The following is a 20,135-nucleotide window of genomic DNA, read 5'->3' on the forward strand; positions in this document are numbered from 1 at the left end:
TAAAGGCTTCCGCCTGCGCGGTACTCGCACAGCGATATCGAATGCCGTCGCGGTCGATAGCCTCACCATAAAACCTATCGCCTTTGGGACTAGTAAGCATAACTACCCAGGCCATATCAGTTCCCTCATCGGGCCGAATGTCCGAATACACCAATACCCCCTTTAAACGAATCACGCCAGCCGGCGAGGATCCCCTATGTCCGCACAACAGAAGAAACACCCCTTCGATTTCAAAACCCAATACGGACTCGGCTTCAACCCTCAGGACGATGAGATCGTTGTCGACTTCTTCTGTGGTGGCGGCGGCGCCGGCACCGGGCTGGAAATTGGCCTGGGCCGCACCGTGAACGTGGCGAAGAACCACAGCCCGCAAGCCATCAGCATGCACACCGTGAATCACCCAGGCGCCAAGCACTTCACCACCGACGTGTTCGATGGTGACCCGGACACCGAATGCGGCGGCAAGGCCGTGGGCTGGTTCCACATGTCGCCTGACTGCACGCACCACAGCCAGGCTGCCGGCGGCCAGCCGCGCAAGCGCGAGATCCGCAACCTGTCGTGGATCGGCCTCAAGTGGGGAGGCAAGAAGCGCCCCCGGGTGATCAGCCTGGAAAACGTGAAGCAGATCCTGCAGTGGGGCCGACTGATCGCCAAGCGTGACAAAGCTACCGGGCGCGTTGTGAAACTCTGCGGTGATATCGCCGCACCTGGTGAGGTTGTGCCGGTGGGCCAGCAGTTCCTGATTCCCGACCCGAAGCAACGCGGCCGCACCTGGCGCCGTTTCGTGGCCCTGCTGGAAGGAATGGGCTATGTCGTTGAGTGGAAAGTAATTAGGGCCTGCGACTTCGGCGCGCCAACCAGCCGGGAACGCCTGTTCATGATCGCCCGGCGCGACGGGCAGCCGATCGTGTGGCCGGAGCCAACCCACGCCAAGAACCCCACCAAGGGCCAGCAGAAATGGAAAACAGCCGCTGACTGCATCGACTTCAGCGACTTGGGCAAAAGCATCTTCGGACGCAAGAAGGACCTGGCCCCGGCCACCCTACGCCGCGTTGCCAAAGGCATGAAGAAGTTCGTCATCGATAGCGCGGCGCCGTTCATTGTGCCGATTGCCAACTGGTCGGGAGAGGCAGTGCAGTCGGCCGGCGAGCCACTGCGCACCATCACCTCCTATCCAAAGGGGGGCGCCTTCTCGGTGGTCAGTCCGGTCATCGCACCGGCAACCCACCAAGGCAGCGACCGAATCAACGACCCGCTCGACCCGTTGCCGACAGTGACCTGCGCGAACCGCGGTGAGCTGACACTGATCAGCCCGTTGATGGTTGGGGCCGGTGGCCCTGAGTACTCAGGCAAGCCGGTGAGCGTCGACCAGCCAACCGGTACGCTTATGACCCAGAACCACCGAGCGATCGCAGCGGCTCACCTGGTGAAGTTCCGCTTCAATGACGCTGGTAAAGCATTGGACGAACCACTGCCGACCATTACCAGCGGCGGAAACTATCAGCGCCCGGCAGGGGCTGCTCACGCCATGGGCATATCCACGGTGTTCATGGCCCAGATGAATGGCGGCTTCAACACCACCGTCGCCAAGGATATCAAAGACCCCATGACTACGGTCACCAACACCGGCAGCCAACAGCAACTGGTGGCGGCTAACCTGGTGCATATGCGCGGGAACTGCGATGCACGGGACGTAAATGACCCACTGCACACCATCAGCGCCGGCGGCCAGCACCACGGGTTGGCTACCGCATTCATGGAGCGAGCATTCGGCGCCAGCGTCGGCCAGGGCCTGGAAGAACCGGCGCCTACCATCACAGCCGGTGGCGGCGGCAAGAGTTCGCTGGTGTCGCTCACTCTCTCGCCTGAGCACGAAGCCGGTGCCCTTCGCGTCGCCGCCTTCCTGATCAGTTACTACGGCACCGAGAACATCAGCGCTTGCGACGCACCAGCGCCGACCATCACCACCAAGGACCGACTCGCCATGGTAACCGTGATGGTGAAAGGAACCCCCTATGTAATCGTCGATATCTGTCTGCGGATGCTGAAGCCGACCGAACTATACAAGGCCCAGGGCTTCCCCGCCGACTACATCATCAGCCACGGCGCCGACGGCAAGCCGTTCACCAAGACTCAGCAAGTGCACATGTGCGGGAACAGCGTCAGCCCGCCACCGATGGCAGCGCTGGCACGGGCCAACGACCCATGGCGAGTGGCTGAGCGCCAGGCGGAAGCAGCCTAACAACCGCATAACGATTGCCAAGGCAGCGACAAAAGCCAGCCCAGTAGCTGCTGAAGGACATCAAGTAACAGATTTCCGATGATTTGAAGGATGAGGTCTACGAGTAGTCGGTTCATGTGAGCGCCTTTTAATTTGGACGCTGCCTATGATCCTCTCGGTTCTGAGCCCGCTGTATACCGGAAACTTGTCGCAAGCCTTCCTACAAGTCGCAACTTTCTCTCACGCCCCCCCCATTGACAGCACTTCAACCCCCGGGCAAGGCCCGGCAAGGACTCCCCATGCCTACAGAAAACAAAGTCGCCGCGCCCCTGCTGGTGGAGCGCTCGACAGTAACGAAGCTGGTGATCACCGGCGCGCCGAGCCTAGACCCGATTACCGTCTTCCTTGAGGACTTGGCCCCATGCAAGGGCAAGATCACCGTCAGCTGCTGGGGCAAGAGCTGGACGGCCTACTGGGGTGGCATGTGGGACGGCCTGAACATCGGGCAGTTCTTTTGCGAGCTTAACACCGGCTACATCATCGGCTACTTCGACCCGGCTATGAACCCGCGCCGATTCAGTGGCGAGGCCCTTGCATGTGAAGCGCAGCGTCTGGTCCTGAAAGAGCGCCGCCAGGTTTGTTACGGCGCGGACGAGGCCCGCGAGCGGTTCGATGAGGCAGAGGATCTGCGCGACTCACCATCGATTGAACATCTCCACGGCGCACACAGCGAGCTGATGACGAAACTGTTCGGTGATGAGTGGTGGCACCTGACCAATGACGCTACCGAGCCAAACCCCGATTACGCCTACCTAGAGCGGATCATTCACGCGGTACAGCAGGCGCTGGGCCAGGAGCAGCAGGTAGCTGCATGACACTTGGTAACGAGTGAAGCTGTGGGGTGAATCAGAAGAGATGACCGGCAAGCCAAGGCATTGAGTTAGTAGCCCAGAGGAAGGGAGTTGTTTAACTCGCTGCTAAATGCGACGACCTACCGATCACTGCCCACATCAAAAGGGCGCGCTCCAACGACGTTAGGGAGCGCCTGCCGGCCATGCACGTCAACCACCAGTACCTGAAATGCATGCGCGACATGTCATTTCTAGCACAGCTCTTGAGCTCGTCTAGGACCGTTTTCAAATAAATCCACTCCCCCGTCCCAGTCAACCGCTATAGCTCCTCGTGGAATGAAGTCAGCGTTGATCGTTTGGAGGTAAATCCGAGGAATTAAGGAAAGAATTCCAAGCTTCGAAAGCGGCGTGATGCTTTTTGGTCGCCTCCTCCCAATCGGGCCCAGAAACCTGCTTGGAAACAACCATCATCATCATTTTGTTAGTGGCGGCATCAAGCTCAACCAGTAACTCGTGGGATCTAAATCTGAAATCGTCTAAGTCGGCCATAAAATCACCTTACGACAGGTCTAGCCGGAGATTCCGGGTTGTGCCCATTTCACTAATGACACGCCCCAAAAGGCGAAGGTTCATCGAGCAACTGGGTTTCTTTTCAGGCCGCTTTGAACACGCGCTGTAGGTAACTCTCTACCCTTCCCATCCCCCCTTCAAAGTCAGCCGCTATAGCGGCAAGGACGCTTCATGCCCCGAATTAAATCACTGCTCATCTTCGCGCTGTTCGCGCTCTACACAGGACTAACCGTCGCCTGGACATGGTGGCTTGCCCCTGAGCTGATGCGCATCAGCACCACAAAAACGCTGCTGCCGGCCCTGGCTGGCTCTGGATTTTTGGCCTTCGCCACGTACGGCCTGATCATTTACATCATTAAGACGGCGCGACCCACGGCGGGCGGCGGGAGGTAGCTATGGCAGCAGCAGAGCAACTCAACGACGGAATCACCGGCGACAAGATTCCCGAGGCGCAAATGGCCGAAATGCTCGGCACCACCCTCGCCGCCATGCGCTCGAAGCGCGCACGAAAAGAGATACCCCTTGGTGTCTGGAACAAGCAAGGCAGCAGGATCATCTACAGCATCAGGAGATACTACGAATGGCTAGAAAGCCGATGGGTTTGCCCGCAGGAATGGACCTCCACCACGGATCGATCCGCATCCGCTTCATGTGGAACGGCAGCAGGCGGAGTGAAACGCTCCCCTATCCCCCGACACAGAAAGGAATCAAATCAGCCTCACAGGTTGTTGATCAGGTAAAGGGGCTGATCAAGCTGGGGTTGCTCGACGACGACAAGTACGCCGAGATATTCCCCAGCTCAAACAATGTCGCTGGCGGGAAGATCAACTTTGGCGAATATGCCCAGCTCTGGCTGGACAGCCGGGAGGTGGTTAAGGGTACGAAGGGGAACTACAAAGGCGCACTAAACCGCTACTGGATGCCCGGCTTGGCCCTGGTGCGGATCGATCTAATCACCACCACCCTACTCCGCCGGGTAATGGCAGCCAGTGAGTGGAAGTCACCCGGGGTGAAGCGCAATGCCATCTCGAAGATTTCGACCATCTTAAATTCAGCAATGTCCGAGGAGCTGATCCCGAAGAACCCGGCGGCGATCTTGGAGCTGCCCAAGCGCAGCAAAAAGGAGATTGACCCGTTCACCCTGGATGAAGCGAACCAGATCATCGCCAAGATGTACCAGCACGACCACTGGCCCAGCACGATCTATGCGGCTTTTTTTGAGTTTGTGTTTTTTACAGGAATGCGTCTGTCCGAAGCCCTGGCTATGCGGTGGGATGCGGTAGACGTGGAGAAGAAGACGGCACACGTTTGTCGCGGGATCGCCTTGGGGGAAGTGGTGGAGCGTACGAAAACGGGCGCAGACCGCTTCGTTTTGTTGAATGATCGCGCCCTGCACGCGCTGGAATTCGCCAGGGAGTACGCAGAGCGTCGGAAAAAAGGGAAAGGAAAGGTGCTGGAGACGCCTTTCATTTTCCCGCCGTCGAAGAACTCGCAGTACGTGAAACAGACATCCGACCTGCACAAGCAGTGGATTCCGACACTGAAGGCACTGAATATCCGTCGTCGGCCGCCATACAACTGTCGTCACACCTATGCGACAATATGCATTATGTCTGGCATGAACCCCGCCTTCATCTCCCAGCAGCTCGGCCACAGTGTGCAGATGCTGCTCTCGACTTATGCGCGTTGGATCAACTCAAGCTCGGACTGGAGCGAAATGGAAAAGCTCCAGATTGGTCCCAAATTGGTCCCAGCTCAAATAAGCGCACCCTAAGCTATTGATAGGTAAAGTAATTGATCTCCACAGCTAACATCACCATGCAGTTCGGCGCCAAGCCGCTCTTCGAGAACGTCTCGGTCAAGTTCGGCGCAGGCAACCGTTATGGTTTGATCGGTGCCAACGGTTGCGGCAAGTCGACCTTCATGAAAATCCTCGGCGGCGACCTCGATCCGTCCGGCGGCCAGGTCATGCTGGAGCCAAACGTACGCCTGGGTAAACTGCGCCAGGACCAGTTCGCCTACGAAGAATTCACCGTGCTCGACACCGTGATCATGGGTCACGAGGAGCTGTGGAAGGTCAAGGCCGAGCGCGACCGCATCTACTCGCTGCCGGAAATGAGCGAAGACGACGGCATGGCCGTGGCCGAGCTGGAAACCGAGTTCGCCGAAATGGACGGCTACACCGCCGAATCCCGTGCCGGTGAACTGTTGCTGGGCCTGGGTATCCCCCTGGAACAACACTTCGGCCCGATGAGCGAAGTGTCCCCAGGCTGGAAACTGCGTGTATTGCTGGCCCAGGCGCTGTTCTCCGATCCAGAAGTGCTGTTGCTCGACGAACCGACCAACCACTTGGACATCAACACCATCCGCTGGCTGGAAAACATCCTGACCCAGCGTTCCAGCCTGATGATCATCATCTCTCACGACCGTCACTTCCTGAACAGCGTGTGCACCCACATGGCTGACCTGGACTACGGCGAGCTGCGCCTGTTCCCGGGCAACTACGACGAGTACATGACCGTGGCGACCCAGTCCCGCGAGCAATTGCTGTCGGACAACGCCAAGAAGAAAGCGCAGATCTCCGAGCTGCAATCCTTCGTCAGCCGCTTCTCGGCCAACGCCTCGAAAGCCAAGCAGGCGACTTCCCGTGCCAAGGCGATCGACAAGATCCAACTGGCCGAGGTCAAGCCTTCGAGCCGTGTGAGCCCGTTCATCCGTTTCGAACAAACCAAAAAGCTGCACCGCCAGGCGGTCATCGTCGATCGTATGGCAAAAGGCTTCGACGGCAAGCCGCTGTTCAAGGACTTCAGCTTCCAGGTTGAAGCTGGCGAGCGTGTGGCGATCATCGGCCCGAACGGTATCGGCAAAACCACCCTGCTGCGCACCCTGGTCAACGAACTGACGCCGGATGCCGGTAGCATCAAGTGGACCGACGCCGCAGAGCTGGGCTACTACGCTCAGGACCACGCGTCCGACTTCGAAGACGACATGAGCCTGTTCGACTGGATGGGCCAGTGGACCCAGGGCGAGCAAGTGATTCGCGGCACTTTGGGTCGCATGCTGTTCTCCAACGACGAGATCCTCAAGTCCGTCAAGGTGATCTCCGGTGGTGAGCAAGGCCGCATGCTGTTCGGCAAGCTGATCCTGCAAAAGCCGAACGTGCTGATCATGGACGAACCGACCAACCACTTGGACATGGAATCCATCGAAGCGCTGAACCTGGCGCTGGAAAACTACCCGGGCACGCTGATCTTCGTCAGCCATGACCGTGAGTTCGTATCGTCCCTGGCCACCCGCATCATCGAGTTGAGCCCTAGCGGCGTGATCGACTTCAGCGGCACCTATGACGACTACCTGCGTAGCCAAGGCGTAGTGTTCTAAGCACCGCCCATGAGAACCCGGTGACGACACCAGCCGTCACCGGGTTCTATCCTGCTATCCGACGATTTTTAGCTCACTGATGTGGAAGTCATTGCCTTTACTGTCGGCAGTGTGGCTCACCACCTCCAACTCAGCCTTATCACTACTGGCAGTAAATTTTCCGCTAATCGAGATCAATTCATCGGTTTTAGTAAGGTCGACCGGAGAAGCAATTTCTTTGCCGTCGACTTGCAGGGAGAGTCGGGGGACTGCGTACTTGCCGATAATACGTTTGGCCTGAGTAGTCCAGCTATATTCCCGGCCAGGCGTTAACCCAGTCAACGTTTTCTTCAAAATCACCCCGGCATGGTTTTTACCTGCATTAGTGATAAATTCCACTGCTGCTCCGCCGTCGACAGACTCCAGTACTTTCAGATCGTGTCCGGCAGGACCGGCAGTCCAATTATTCCAGTTACTTTGATCAAATGTAGTGACGTCCAAAAAGGGGACAACTTCAGGTTTAGGTGTGGGCGTCGTTCCAGTGCCCCCCGAGTCATGGCAATGGCAAGGGTGTTTATCGCCAGTGTTCCTCGGAGCACACGCTTCAACCAGGTTTTTTAGTACGTCCGCGAGTGTATTGACCGCTTTGACAATCTCGGGAAGTTGCTCGCAAAGATTACCGCCCCCGGGTTTACAAGTAGGCTTAACACCTTCCAGTTTATCGGCTTCATCTTTACGGTCTGCAATGCTTTCATCCTGAGGGACTTTCCCGGTGCAAATCGTGTCTTTCAGCACGGCCACAAAATCGGCGAGACCGTCAGTGTAGATGTAATGATTGCCCCCGGTTCTTAGGGCCAGGCGTTTGTATTCCTTAATCATCGCCTGCTTATCCTCTGCGGTTGGATAAGGCGCTGATTTATGCGGCGTCCCAAGATAGCTGAAGACTTTGACTTTATGACTCAGCGCAGCCGCAATGGCGTCATCACAGCCTGAATCCGTTCAGCATCCAGTACCATTTCGCCGCCGTACAAACTCTCATCACCGAGAACAAAAACATTACGCACTGCGCTATCGCGCCAGTCAAAGTGCGCACTGATATCCATCACGGCAAGAGCGACATCTTCCTGTGCCCCGGAATTTTTTACAGAATCGCGTTTACGGCCTTTCAGGCTCGACTCATTGGCGCCTGCCTGTCCGGTCAGATACTTACGAACGGTGTTATCGAATTTAGTACCGGGGAAAGTGCCTTCGATCCCCAGGAACTCAACACGTAAATCGGAGGGGCAGGAACTGCGGGCAGCTTCTATCGCGCGTTCAAGGTCTGCACTGAGCGCACTGGCTTCATCTGCCATCGAGTGACTGGTATCGATCACAATGACCAGGTCTACTTCCTTGTAGTTTGACGTACTCATAGATGTTTTTTACCTCGTAAAATCAATAGTTGTTATGGCGATGCCGAGGGGAGCATAGCAACGCTTTTAGCAAGCGCTAGTGCGTCTACTCCACGATTGAAAGTCCAATTGGACCATTGGCGGCTGCCTGTCTACGCTCTGACGTGAAACACCTGGAGACGTATTACGATAAGGAGTATCGGCATGTACCATGGAATACACTCGCTTGCTGTGGCGACGTTAACCCTTACCTTTACCGGGGCAGTCGTTGCCGCCGAACCGGTACTTGATCCGGTCGAAACCCTGAATCGAATCAACCGCAACTACAACACGCTGATCAACGACTGCAAGGAAGTCGGGACGGGTGTCCCGCGTGGTCTTTACTATTGCAGCGGCGTCACCCTGCGAATGGTCAATGACGGTCCTTTCAATCCCTGGGATTACAGCCCGTATGCCATCCGGCTCGGGGCCACCTCGTACACCTGGATCCGCAAGGACCTGAGCACCAACACCCTGGCCCACCCTGGCGGTTTCATCATGCGTAACCCAACGGATGCCGCCGCGCTGGGCCGGCCGGTGAAGGAACAGGGTTGGACCTGCATCTATGCCTACGACGGCGGCACAGGCCCGGAGCGCAAATGGTATGGCTGCGGCTTCTTCGACAGTAAGGAGCCCCCCAGAAATGCCCAGGAACCCATGAGCAACAGAAATGCTCAGTGGGCCTACGGCACTTGCGCCGAAGCCAAGGTCACGACGCCAGAGCAATGGGCCCAACAATACACCGGACTGTTCAAAAACCCGATCCAGTACAGCCAGTGCTCCTGGAACGCGGAGAAACCCAGTGACTGGAACGCAATGATCCGTGTGCATGAGTCTCGCAAAACCACCACGACCAAGGATCCGTTTTCGATCAATACCCAATTCAACGAATTCATGCTCAAGAACGCTTCCAGCACCAACGATGGCAGCGAGAACATGAAGTACATCGACGCTTTCATCTACAACGCCCACAGTACATTCAACTTCGCCACCCGTGGAGATCAGTCGCCGCCCAAGCCGGAAGACGGCTTGAACAGCGCCCGCAGCTTCCAGAAGAAACTGTATGACCAAGGCTATGCCGTACCCATTCTGCGCCTGGATTTCACCGCGCCGCCGCAACAGCGCTTCAGTTATGTGGCCGCCGATCAAGTGATTGCCTTGGGTGCCGGCGGCGGCACTGTGGCCCAGAAGTACATCGCCTCCGCCACCTGGTTGGAACGCCATGACCCCGGCACCGGGAAAAACGAGTGGACGCTGACCGTCACACCCACCGCCCAGGGCAAAGCGATCCAGGCCACTGATCAGCAAGCGTTGTACAACGAACTGTTCCAGTTGCGTGGGGCCGATGCGCAATGGCGCGACAACGAAAAATCCGCCGACAGCATGCGCTCGCAACTCAGTTGCCTGATCCAGAACTACCCGACCAAGACCGTGTGGAACCTGGAACCGTTCCGCCCCACAGTGACGCCGCAAGAAGCAGCGAAAGCCGGTTGCAATCCCGTCGCTGCACGCCCTCGCTATATCGCCTCGGCGGACTGGATCAAACGTTACGACCCCGGTAGCCGCAAGGACGAATGGACCTTGAGCATCGTCCCGACTGCAGAAGGCCGCGCGCTGCCCAATCAACAATTGGGCGCGTTGTACGACGAACTCTACGCCTTGAAAGGCAATGACCCGACCTGGCGCGAAGAAGAGAAGTCCGCCGGCAGCATGCGTCAGCAACTCAACTGTGTCGTGGTCAATTACCGCAGCAAGACGCCATGGAACCTGGAACCGTTCCGGCCCGCCGTCTCGGATACCGAAACCAAAGCGGCCGGCTGTAACCCACTGCCCAAATAGACCCGCAGGCCATGACGGCCTGTTAGGGCCACTTTGTGTGAACCAGCGGGAGGTATTTCCACGAAAGTAATGGCAAGCCCCATTGCCGTCGCCACTGACGGGGGCTTGCCCTGTTCGCCACAGAGTGCAATACGCGGTTAAAAGTAGTTAGCCTGCTTCCTTTTCCTCCAGCCCCTTGCCATGATGCCCTCACCGCCCGCCCGCGAACGAGTTCCCATGCCTGCCGCCGCCCCCACGTCAATCTCGATCACGTTGCAGATCGTCTCCATCGTTTTCTACACCTTCATCGCGTTTATCTGCATCGGCCTGCCGATCGCGGTGATCCCAGGCTATGTGCATGAGCAGTTGGGCTTCAGCGCGGTAGTGGCCGGGGTCACCATTGGTTCGCAATACCTGGCCACCCTGCTCAGCCGCCCCATGGCGGGGCGCATGTCGGACAATGTGGGCACCAAGCGTGCGATCGTGCTGGGCCTGGCCGGTATCCTCATCAGCGGCGTGCTCACATTCTTTGCGACACTGGTGCAGAGCATGCCCGCGCTAAGCCTGGGCATCCTTATCGCCGGCCGATTGTTGCTCGGCGTGGCCCAAGGGCTGATTGGCGTGGGCACCATCAGTTGGTGCATGGGCCAGGTGGGCGCCGAACACACAGCGCGTTCGATTTCCTGGAATGGCATCGCATCCTACGGAGCCATCGCGATTGGTGCGCCGCTGGGCGTGGTGATGGTGGCTGAATATGGCTACACCAGCCTCGGGATTGCCCTGTCGGTGCTGGCGGCGCTGGGTCTGGTGCTGATCCGCAATAAACCTTCGGTGCCGGTGGTGCGTGGTGAACGGCTACCGTTCTGGGCCGTGTTCGGGCGCATCGCGCCGTTTGGTGCCAGCCTGTGCCTGGCATCGATCGGCTACGGCACGCTCACCACCTTTATCACCTTGTATTACCTCAATCGCGGCTGGGCCGGCGCGGCGTATTGCCTGAGCGTATTTGGCGTGTGTTTTATCCTGTCGCGCCTGGTGTTTATCTCCGCCATCAGTCGCTTTGGCGGCTTCACCGCCGCGATTGGGTGCATGACCATCGAGACGCTGGGCCTGACACTGCTGTGGCTGGCGCCCTCCACAGGTGTCGCCCTGATCGGCGCCGGCTTGACCGGTTTTGGCTTATCGCTGGTGTACCCCGCGCTGGGCGTGGAGGCCATCAAGCAAGTGCCCAATAGCAGCCGAGGTGCAGGGCTGAGTGCTTACGCGGTGTTTTTTGATTTGGCCCTGGCGATTGCCGGGCCATTGATGGGCGCCGTGGCGTTGAACCTCGGCTATGGCTGGATCTTCTTCTGCGCGGCGCTGCTGTCAGTCACGGCACTGGGCCTGACCTTGCTGCTCAAGCGCCGCGCTTATTGATCAGCCGTCTGCAAACCGGCGCGGGTCGACTGGCCGAGGGTGTGGGTGAAAAAACGCCCAGCCTCTGAAATCAGATCGCGGTGGATGCCTTCGCGGTCAACACCATCGGCATCGGTGCAGATGGCCGGCATTGCCGCCAGTTGATTGCTGTCGCACGGTGCCATGAACACGAAATGCCCCGCCCCGGCCAACAGTTTGAAGTCCGGTGGTTCCGGCAGTTTGCGCGCCAGGGCGGCGGCGTTTTTGTCCACGGCCACCAGTTTGTCACCATCGCCGCTGTAGAGCAGTACCGGCACATGTACGTCGGCCAGGGTATGGCGACCGAACATCAGGCTTAATGGTGCCATCAACATCAACGCGTGGATGCGCGGGTCAGCCTGCGGCTGCAGGTCGTCACGGTCGACGACCAATTCGCCGTTGGTGGTGCAGGCATCACGGTCTTCCGGGCGCTCGTGGCAATAGCGGCGCAGGCGATCAAAATCAGGCTTGGCGCCTGCGAGAATCAATGCAGTTTCGCCGCCGGCCGAATAACCGATAACCCCCACCTGATCAACGTTGACGAACGGCGACATCATCGGATCGCCGAGGGTGGCGGTGATCGCTTCGGAAATCTGGATCGGCCGCCCATACAGGTTGCTCACGGTGCCCAGGCGGCTGTGATCCTTGTAGTTATCACCGGGGTGCAGCACCGCCACCACTACAAAGCCTTTTCGTGCCAGGGAGGTGGCCAAGTCGTGCAGCGCCAGCGGTGTGCCGGTGTTGCCATGGGACAGCATCAGCATCGGGAAACGCCCGATGGCGAATTTGGAGTCTTCAGAGGCCGCGACGTTATAAGGGCCCAACTGGGTGGAATGCTCGTCGTCGGTAGACGGGTAAAACGCAATGGCTTTCATCGGCTGCTGATCCAGCGGGTCGAGAAAGGTCATGCGATGGAAGCCCACACTCCAATGCGGGTGCGGCGCAGGGGCGGCGTGCACTGAAACCAGGCCGCCAAGCAGGGAAAGAACCAAAACAGCACAAAGACGCATCATGGGGATGTCCACCTTTGCTGCGCAGCTACGTTCAACATCCGCGGCATGCCTAATTGAAAAGTCCATGGTTCAAGGTACTCGCGCCGGGTGATATACCCATGCTTGCATAACCTGGGCCAAAAATAAGGACAGCGGGTAAACGAAAAAACTCCGTACTCCGATCGCTTTGAGGCGATCAGAATACAGAGTTTAGGCGCCCGGTTTCAGATTGGAACCGGGGAAAGGCAAAATTTACACAAGCCTTACGCGGCGGCGAACAATTGTTCGTTGATGAGTACGTTGGCGTCGCTCAAAGCCTTGCTGCGCACTTCATCACCGTAGGCCAGGCCTTGGGCACGGACGAATTCGATATCGGTGATGCCAAGGAAACCAAACACCAGTTTCAGATAGTCTTCGTGGCCGACGTTGCTCGCCTGGCCGGCGTGCAGGCCACCAGCGGTGGAGACGATGATCAGTTTTTTGCCGCCGCACAGGCCTTCAGGACCGGCTTCGGTATAACGGAACGTCTGGCCGGCCACGGCAATGCGGTCGATCCAGGCCTTGAGCTGGGAAGGCACAGAGAAGTTGTACATCGGCGCACCAATGACAACGGCATCAGCGGCGATGAATTCAGCCAGCGACGAAGCGCTGAGATCAGCCTCGTGCTTTTGTACGGCGTCACGCAACTCGGCAGCGGTGCCCAGAGCACCCAGGGTCAGGCCGGAAAAGTGGCTGATGCCTTCGCTCGCCAAGTCACGGTAAGTCACTTCCACACCCGGCTCAGCCGCTTGCCAGGCCTTGACCACACCAGCACTGAGCTGACGGGAAGCCGAGTTGTCGCCGAGGATGCTGGAATCGATATGCAACAGTTTCATGCGGGATCTCCAAGTGAGGATCGCGACTAGGCGATCGAGTGAGGTTAATCCTACAGGTGAAGCCAATAACCGATTAGATGGCTGAAATGTGATTATTTGTCCTGCCAGCAGGACAATCTATTTTCAACAAAAAACCAATCCTCCACGGTTATTGCCCAATCCTGCACAGCGCTGGATTTCAGCCGCGCTTCACTTCATTCTCGCCGCAGATCCGACAGCCACCGGGCACGCCATGCACGCACCTTCTCCCGCCCTTACCAAAGGGCTGACCCTTATCCTCGCCATTTGCTGCGGATTCTCGGTCGCCACGATTTACTACAACCAGGCCATGCTGCCGCTGATTGCCAACACGTTCGAGGTGTCCACCGCCCACGTCGGGCAAATCGCGATGCTCACCCAATTGGGTTACGCCAGCGGCCTGCTGTTGTTTGTGCCGCTGGGCGACCGGATCAGCCGTCGAACGCTGATCCTGGCCGTGTTGTGCCTCAACTTCATCAGCCTGCTAGCGTCAGCCACCGCCCCGTCATATTCGTGGTTACTGGTGGCGAGCGTACTGCTGGGGCTGTCGGGCATCAGCGCCCAGGTGATCATTCCTGCCGCGTCCGACCTTAGCGAACCGTCGCAAAAAGGCGCCGTACTGGGCCTGATGGTCAGCGGACTGTCTGCCGGCGGGCTGCTGGCCAGGACCGTCAGCGGCGTGGTCAGTGGCTGGCTGGGTTGGCGCGGCATGTTTGCCGTGGCGGCGACACTGGATGTATTGCTGTTCCTGGCGATCCTGACGCGCATGCCAGTGTCGATTTCCACCAGCAAATTGGCATACGGGGCCTTGCTCAAATCCCTATGGGGCCTGGCCAGGCAGCACCCTACCCTGCGCCGCTCGGCGATCAAGGGCGGCCTGGTATTCGGCGCATTAAACGTGTTCTGGGGGTCGATGGCCGCGTTGCTGGCCTTGCCACCGTATGGTTTCTCAAGCGCGCAGGCGGGCTTGTTGGGGTTGTCCGCCATCGTCGGCATCCTGTGCGCATCGACCATTGGCCAGCAAACCCGGCGCCATGGGCAATTGCTCGAATGGGTCGGCATCGGCACCGTGCTGGTGGCGTTTATCCTGATTTTCACCCTCGGCCCACACGGCTGGTGGTGGCCGATCCTGATCGCCGCGACCTTTCTTGACCTCGGTAACCGGATCAACCAGTTGGCCAACCAGACCCGCGTTCTGGCCCTGGAACCTTCCGCCACCAGCCGCCTGAACACGGTGTTCATGGTGGTCTACTTTATCGGTGGTGCCTTAGGCTCGGCAGCCGGGGCCTTTGCCTCGCAGCATTACGGTTGGCAAGGCCAGGCGCTGACCGGGGCGGCATTTGCCGGGGCTGCCCTGCTGTTGACGCTGCTCAATGGGACGACACGTAAATCGACGCCGACGTAGGCGCCGGCAACGCATAGGTGCGTTTCATCCACTGGATTTCTTCCTGGGACGTGCGCCCGAAAAAGCGCTTGAACTCACGGCTGAACTGCGAGGCGCTTTCGTAACCGACCTTGGCGCAGGCCGTGGCGGCGGTAATGTCGCTGCGCAGCATCAACAAGCGCGCCTGATGCAGGCGTGTGGACTTGAGGTATTGCATCGGGGAGGTGTCGGTGACCGTGCGAAAGTGCGCATGAAAACTCGGCACGCTCATCATCGCCTCCCCAGCCAGCGCTTCCACATCCAGATGCTGGTGATAACACGCGTGGATCTTGCGAATCGCCCGCGCAACCTTGCCAAACTGGCCCTGGCGATTGAGTGCCGCACGCATCGAGCCGCCCTGCTCCCCGGTGATAATCCGATAGTAGATCTCGCGCATCAGCGACGGGCCGAGGATTTGCGCGTCCATCGGCACGCTCATCACCTCGAGAAAACGCAGCAGCGACTCGCTGAGCTTGTCATCCATGGGCGATGAATACATGCCCCGAGGCCTGGCCTCGACCAGTTCCGGAAAGTCATCCAGCGCCACCATCAACTCGGCGGCCAGAGTGAAGTCCAACCGGAGGTACACCGCCAGCATCGGTTCCTCTTCACTGGCCTCGGTTTCCATGGTGAACGGCACCGGCACCGACACCACCAGATAGTGCTGGGCGTCATACAGGTAAATCTCTTCGCCCAGATAACCGCGCTTGCGCCCCTGGCAAACAATCACGATACCCGGGTCGTACAGCACCGGAACCCGATGCAATGGACGATTGGAACGCAGAAAACGCACGTCATCCAGGGCGGTCAGGTTATAGCCTTCGACAGGCGCCAGGCTGCCCATCAACTCGATGATTCTTTGGGTACAGCCCACGGTTTTCGGCCCCTGCGTAAAAACAGCACAGTACCTTGCGAAAGACGCTGATGGCTACGGACTCATAGGAATAGGCAATCAGCACATTGGAATGGATATTCGCTCCCCCCGCCCATTTCCGTAGCCTGAAACAGCCCTTTCGGCCCTCGGAGATTCCCCATGCTTATCGTCTACAACCCCGCCACCGGCGAAGAAATCGGCCGCGTTGCCAAGAACACTTCAGCTGAGGTCAAGGCTGCCATCGACCGCACCTGCGCCGCCTTCCCCGACTGGTCATCCAGGCTGGCCAAGGAGCGCAGCGAGATCCTGCGTCGCTGGCACGACAGCGTTAAAGCCGACAAGGAAGCCTTCGCCGAATTGCTGTGCCGCGAAAACGGCAAATGCCTGACCGAAGCCCGTGGCGAAATCGACTACGGCCTGGGCTTTATCGAGTGGTACGCCGAGGAAGCCAAGCGCGTCTACGGCGACACCATTCCCACCCACGACCGCAATGCCAATGTGCTGGTGACCAAGGAGGCCATCGGCCCGGTCGCCGCCATCACCCCGTGGAACTTCCCGTTCATGATGATCACCCGCAAAGTCGCCACGGCCTTGGCGGCGGGCTGCACCATGGTGATCAAGCCCGCCGAAGACACGCCACTCACGGCCCTCAAGCTGCTGGAATATGCACGCAAGGCCGGTATTGAAGAAGGCGTGCTGGAAGTGGTCGTCGGCGATCCCAAGGAGATCGGCCTGCTACTGACCGGTGACCCGCGCATCCGCAAGATCTCGTTTACCGGTTCCACCGGCGTCGGCAAATTGCTCGCGTCGCAATGCGCGGCGACCATCAAGAAGATGACCCTGGAACTGGGCGGCAACGCCCCCTTTATTGTGTTCCAGGATGCCAATCTGGATGAAGCGGTAACGGGGCTGGTCAGCGCCAAGCTGCGCAACTCCGGCCAGGTGTGTATTTCGCCGAACCGGATCTTTGTGCAGCACAGCATCCTTGAGGATTTCATCAAGCGCGTGAAGGTCGCCATTGCCAAAATCGAAGTGGGCCAAGGCTTGCGCGAAGACTTTGTGGTCGGGCCGCTGGTCAATCAACTGGGCTTCGACAAAGTCGTGCGTCTGGTTGAAGACGCCAAGGCTGGCGGTGCAAACGTGCTGATGGGCGGCAAACCCCACGCCATGGGCAGACTGTTCTATGAACCGACCGTATTGACCGGTTTGCAGGACGACTCACCACTGGCCACCGAGGAAATCTTCGGCCCGGTGTTCGCCATTTACTCGTTCAAGGACGAAGAGGAAGCGATCGCTCGTGCCAACCAGACCGAGTTCGGCCTGGTGGCCTACGCCTACACCAGCGCACTGGGCCGTTCGTTGCGCCTGTCACGTCAGTTGGAGGCTGGCATGGTGATCCTCAACTCCGGCTCGGTGGGCACTGCATCGATCCCGTTTGGCGGCATCAAGCAGTCCGGTTATGGCCGTGAAGGCAGCTATTACGGGATCGAAGAGTACGTACATGTGAAGTATGTGCTGATGGCCGGCGCGCAGTTCTGAGCCTTTCATCGGCACCAAAGCGAGCGCCCACAAGGCGCTCGTTGTTTTTTGGTGGATTTAGATGCATCAGGCGCGGATAGTTCGTCCCACTGACAGGACAATAGGTTGACCATGCAAGACCTCAACGACCTCTACTATTTCGCCAAAGTCGTGGAAGCCGGCGGCTTCGCGGCGGCCGGCCGGCAGTTGGGCATTCCCAAGTCGCGCCTGTCGCGACGCATTGCCGAGCTGGAAGAACGCTTGGGCGCACGTCTGCTGCAACGCACCACTCGGCAACTGACCCTCACGGCCGTCGGCGAACGCTACCTGCGCCATTGCCAGGCGATGTTGCTGGAAGCGGAGATGGCTGACGAGGCCGTGGCGAGTATGTCCAGTGAGCCCCGTGGGCGGCTGCGCGTCAGTTGCCCGGTGGGTATGGCCCAACACATTCTGCCGGAAATGGTCGCGGGCTTTCTCGCCGCCCACCCGCAGGTGCAACTGGAAATGACCCTGGTCAACCGCCGTGTCGACCTGGTGGCCGAAGGCATCGACGTCGCCCTGCGCGTGCGCGAGTTGGGTGATGAAGACCCGCTGCTGGTGACCAAACGCTTGCGCCCAGCCCAGACTGTGATGGTGGCCAGCCCCGAATTCATGCAAGGTCGACAGGTCAACACCCTGGCAGACCTCAAGCAACTCCCGGTACTCGGGGCGTTGGAGGCCGACCGTCTGGTCCACCTGCGCTTGCTCGATCCACAGGGCAACGCCGAGGACCTGGCCATGGAAGCACGCTTGGGCATTGAAGATTTCATCGTCCGCAAAGCCAGCGCGTTGAAAGGCCTGGGTTTTACCGTGCTACCGATGATGTATTGCGAAGAGGAATTGGCCAGCGGCCAGTTGGTGCAATTACTGCCGCAATGGTCGCTGCCGGGTGGGTGGTTGCAGGCGGTCTACCCGCACCGCCGTGGCGTACTGCCAGCCATTCGTGCCTGGATCGACTACCTGGAAGAAGCCTTCAAGAGCTGTGGAGACCGTCTGTTATGAAAATCACCGAGGAGCAGGTCGCGACCTTCTGCCTGAGCCTGCCCGGCGCGCGGGAAGACTACAAATGGGGCGGCGTGCGGGTGTTCTCGATTGCCGGCAACAAGATGTTCGCCCTGCAAAACCTGCGCGGCGAATCGCTGGCATTCAAGGTCGACAAGGAGTTGTTCCTGGGCCATGTGGATCGCCCGGGCATCCACCCGGCGCCCTACCTGGCGCGGGCGCAGTGGATCATCATGAATACGCCCTACCCGCTGGGCGCCGAAGAATTGCGCGGCCTGTTGCAGCGCTCTCACCAGTTAGTGGTGAGAAAACGGCCCAAGCGCACGCAGATCGGGTTGTTACTAGAGGACTGACAACAAGGTGCCGCCAAGGAACAGTTGATCGAGCCAGAACACTTGGTGCAGCAACACAATCACCCAGAACAGCACCTGATAGGACACTTTGCGCGTCTTGTGGCGCAGCACCTGCTGAGCGATCAACGCTCCCGGCCAACCACCCGCCAGCTCGACGGCGTGCAGGATGTTTTCCGGAATGCGCCGGCCTTCCGTTTGCGCCTTGCGCTTGTCGCTCCAATACAGGAAAAACGCCACGACGCTGACCACGCCATAGGCCACCAACGGAATCACCGTCTCGCCGCGAGACCACAGCAAAACCGAACCCAACAGTGGCGCGGCGCACAACAACACAAAGATCAGCGCCTTCAGGCGTGGGTGCTGAATGTTCATGGCTTGACCGCAGACCAGTCGATCCAGCCGAACTGCCAAGTCGCCAGAATCACCAGACCAAACGCGATCCGATACCAGGCAAAGGCCGCGTAACTGTGGCTGGCGATGAACTTAAGCAAGGCCTTGACCGCAATCATCGCGAAGACGAATGAGGTCACAAAACCGATGGCAAACACCGGCAGGTCATCGGGCTGGAACAGGTGACGGTACTTGTAGCCCGAATACACCGCGGCACCGACCATGGTCGGCATGGCCAGGAAGAACGAAAATTCAGTGGCGGTCTTGCGCGACAGGCCGAACAGCAGGCCGCCAATGATGGTAGCGCCGGAACGCGAAGTACCCGGAATCATCGCCAAGCACTGGGCCAGGCCGACCTTGAGCGCGTCCTTCCAGGTGATCTCGTCCACCGTTTCAGCGTGAACGGCATGTTGGCGACGCTCAGCCCACAACATGATCACGCCGCCAATCACCAAGGCGGTGGCCACCGTGATCGGGTTGAACAGGTAATGCTTGATCAGATCGGCAAAAATCACCCCCAGCACCACCGCCGGCAGCACGGCGATGATCAGGTTAACCGTGAAGCGCTGGGCATTGCGTTGGGTCGGCAAGCCGATAACCACGTCGAGGATCTTGCGCCGAAATTCCCAGACCACGGCCAGGATCGCGCCCAACTGAATAATGATGTTGAACGCTTCAAAGCGTTCGCCGCCGAAGCCGATCAAGTCGGCAACGATAATCTGGTGGCCGGTGCTGGAGATCGGCAAGAACTCCGTCAGGCCCTCCACTACGCCAAGAATCAATGCCTGTATGGCGGTCCAAAAATCCATATTCCCCCCAAAGGTCATGCACGCGGCATGCCCCGTTAGTCTTTTTTAGTGGTTCATTGACGATGAGTGCACTGAAGGCCAAGCGTTTTATCATCAACGCAGGACTGCGAAAATGCTGTGAAAAATCAGGCAGTACTCAGGTTTTCCGATGACAGGCCGAA

The 20,135-nt window shown here is 58.8% G+C and carries 19 protein-coding genes; 11 read left to right on the plus strand and 8 right to left on the minus strand.

Going from position 1 to position 20,135, the window contains the following annotated elements; genetic code table 11:
• Positions 1 to 196 precede the first annotated feature (196 nt).
• A complete protein-coding gene (locus tag BFL40_RS10485; RefSeq protein ID WP_071483899.1) occupies positions 197 to 2,242 on the plus strand; it encodes a DNA cytosine methyltransferase in 2,046 nt (681 codons plus the stop codon).
• Between the two features lie 278 nt (positions 2,243 to 2,520).
• On the plus strand, positions 2,521 to 3,096 hold the full coding sequence (locus BFL40_RS10490; protein ID WP_071483898.1) for a phiTE_072 family protein: 576 nt from the start codon (positions 2,521 to 2,523) through the stop codon (positions 3,094 to 3,096).
• 318 nt (positions 3,097 to 3,414) lie between these two features.
• Here the strand turns inward: BFL40_RS10490 and BFL40_RS10495 are convergent, their stop codons facing one another.
• A complete protein-coding gene (locus BFL40_RS10495; RefSeq protein WP_071483896.1) occupies positions 3,415 to 3,621 on the minus strand; it encodes a hypothetical protein in 207 nt (68 codons plus the stop codon).
• Positions 3,622 to 3,813: 192 nt separating this feature from the next.
• Between BFL40_RS10495 and BFL40_RS10500 the strand changes: the two genes are divergently transcribed.
• From BFL40_RS10500 to BFL40_RS10510, 3 genes are all read left to right on the plus strand, one after another.
• Entirely contained in the window at positions 3,814 to 4,035 is a 222-nt protein-coding gene (locus BFL40_RS10500) for a hypothetical protein (RefSeq protein ID WP_071483914.1), read from the plus strand.
• A 187-nt stretch (positions 4,036 to 4,222) separates the two neighbouring features.
• Positions 4,223 to 5,416 carry a tyrosine-type recombinase/integrase gene (locus tag BFL40_RS10505; protein ID WP_071483915.1) on the plus strand — a complete coding sequence of 398 codons (1,194 nt, stop codon included), beginning with the start codon at positions 4,223 to 4,225 and terminating at the stop codon, positions 5,414 to 5,416.
• Between the two features lie 20 nt (positions 5,417 to 5,436).
• Positions 5,437 to 7,023: an ABC-F family ATPase gene (locus BFL40_RS10510; protein ID WP_074851754.1), complete on the plus strand. Its 1,587-nt coding sequence runs from the start codon at positions 5,437 to 5,439 to the stop codon at positions 7,021 to 7,023.
• 54 nt (positions 7,024 to 7,077) lie between these two features.
• Here BFL40_RS10510 and BFL40_RS34200 read toward each other — a convergent pair whose 3' ends face one another.
• Positions 7,078 to 7,881 (minus strand): carbohydrate binding domain-containing protein, encoded by an 804-nt coding sequence (locus tag BFL40_RS34200; protein ID WP_218027744.1) that lies wholly within the window; start codon positions 7,879 to 7,881, stop codon positions 7,078 to 7,080.
• A gap of 80 nt (positions 7,882 to 7,961) precedes the next feature.
• A complete protein-coding gene (locus BFL40_RS34205) occupies positions 7,962 to 8,414 on the minus strand; it encodes a hypothetical protein (protein WP_218027743.1) in 453 nt (150 codons plus the stop codon).
• A 183-nt stretch (positions 8,415 to 8,597) separates the two neighbouring features.
• Here BFL40_RS34205 and BFL40_RS10520 point away from each other — a divergent pair, with 183 nt between their 5' ends.
• Both BFL40_RS10520 and BFL40_RS10525 read left to right on the plus strand, forming a co-directional pair.
• A complete protein-coding gene (locus BFL40_RS10520) occupies positions 8,598 to 10,271 on the plus strand; it encodes a DUF2599 domain-containing protein (RefSeq protein ID WP_071483916.1) in 1,674 nt (557 codons plus the stop codon).
• Between the two features lie 216 nt (positions 10,272 to 10,487).
• A complete protein-coding gene (locus BFL40_RS10525; RefSeq protein WP_071483917.1) occupies positions 10,488 to 11,663 on the plus strand; it encodes an MFS transporter in 1,176 nt (391 codons plus the stop codon).
• On the opposite strand, the gene BFL40_RS10530 is transcribed toward BFL40_RS10525, so the two are convergent.
• Together BFL40_RS10530 and BFL40_RS10535 are read right to left on the minus strand one after the other, a co-directional pair.
• On the minus strand, positions 11,657 to 12,694 hold the full coding sequence (locus BFL40_RS10530; protein ID WP_071483918.1) for an alpha/beta hydrolase family protein: 1,038 nt from the start codon (positions 12,692 to 12,694) through the stop codon (positions 11,657 to 11,659). The genes BFL40_RS10525 and BFL40_RS10530 overlap by 7 nt on opposite strands.
• Before the next feature lie 242 nt (positions 12,695 to 12,936).
• Positions 12,937 to 13,548 carry an FMN-dependent NADH-azoreductase gene (locus tag BFL40_RS10535; protein WP_071483919.1) on the minus strand — a complete coding sequence of 204 codons (612 nt, stop codon included), beginning with the start codon at positions 13,546 to 13,548 and terminating at the stop codon, positions 12,937 to 12,939.
• Between the two features lie 232 nt (positions 13,549 to 13,780).
• Between BFL40_RS10535 and BFL40_RS10540 the strand changes: the two genes are divergently transcribed.
• Positions 13,781 to 14,971 (plus strand): MFS transporter, encoded by a 1,191-nt coding sequence (locus BFL40_RS10540; RefSeq protein WP_071483920.1) that lies wholly within the window; start codon positions 13,781 to 13,783, stop codon positions 14,969 to 14,971.
• Here BFL40_RS10540 and BFL40_RS10545 read toward each other — a convergent pair.
• Positions 14,937 to 15,833, minus strand: coding sequence for an AraC family transcriptional regulator (locus BFL40_RS10545; protein WP_071483921.1), 897 nt, complete (start codon positions 15,831 to 15,833; stop codon positions 14,937 to 14,939). The genes BFL40_RS10540 and BFL40_RS10545 overlap by 35 nt on opposite strands.
• Before the next feature lie 189 nt (positions 15,834 to 16,022).
• Here BFL40_RS10545 and BFL40_RS10550 point away from each other — a divergent pair, with 189 nt between their 5' ends.
• The 3 genes from BFL40_RS10550 (at position 16,023) to BFL40_RS10560 (ending at position 18,775) form a co-directional block, all read left to right on the plus strand.
• Positions 16,023 to 17,402, plus strand: coding sequence for an NAD-dependent succinate-semialdehyde dehydrogenase (locus BFL40_RS10550; RefSeq protein WP_071483922.1), 1,380 nt, complete (start codon positions 16,023 to 16,025; stop codon positions 17,400 to 17,402).
• Between the two features lie 111 nt (positions 17,403 to 17,513).
• Entirely contained in the window at positions 17,514 to 18,422 is a 909-nt protein-coding gene (locus BFL40_RS10555; protein ID WP_071483923.1) for a LysR substrate-binding domain-containing protein, read from the plus strand.
• Positions 18,419 to 18,775 carry an MmcQ/YjbR family DNA-binding protein gene (locus tag BFL40_RS10560; RefSeq protein WP_071483924.1) on the plus strand — a complete coding sequence of 119 codons (357 nt, stop codon included), beginning with the start codon at positions 18,419 to 18,421 and terminating at the stop codon, positions 18,773 to 18,775. Before BFL40_RS10555 ends, BFL40_RS10560 begins: the two co-directional genes overlap by 4 nt.
• Here the strand turns inward: BFL40_RS10560 and BFL40_RS10565 are convergent.
• Both BFL40_RS10565 and BFL40_RS10570 read right to left on the minus strand, forming a co-directional pair.
• Positions 18,764 to 19,147, minus strand: a complete 384-nt coding sequence (locus tag BFL40_RS10565) for a DUF1294 domain-containing protein (RefSeq protein WP_071483925.1) — start codon at positions 19,145 to 19,147, stop codon at positions 18,764 to 18,766. The two genes, BFL40_RS10560 and BFL40_RS10565, sit on opposite strands and share 12 nt — an antisense overlap.
• Positions 19,144 to 19,974: an undecaprenyl-diphosphate phosphatase gene (locus BFL40_RS10570; RefSeq protein ID WP_071483926.1), complete on the minus strand. Its 831-nt coding sequence runs from the start codon at positions 19,972 to 19,974 to the stop codon at positions 19,144 to 19,146. The genes BFL40_RS10565 and BFL40_RS10570 overlap by 4 nt, the downstream gene beginning before the upstream one ends.
• Positions 19,975 to 20,135: the final 161 nt, after the last annotated feature.

Source organism: Pseudomonas costantinii (assembly GCF_001870435.1).
GTDB classification, from domain to species: domain Bacteria; phylum Pseudomonadota; class Gammaproteobacteria; order Pseudomonadales; family Pseudomonadaceae; genus Aquipseudomonas; species Aquipseudomonas costantinii.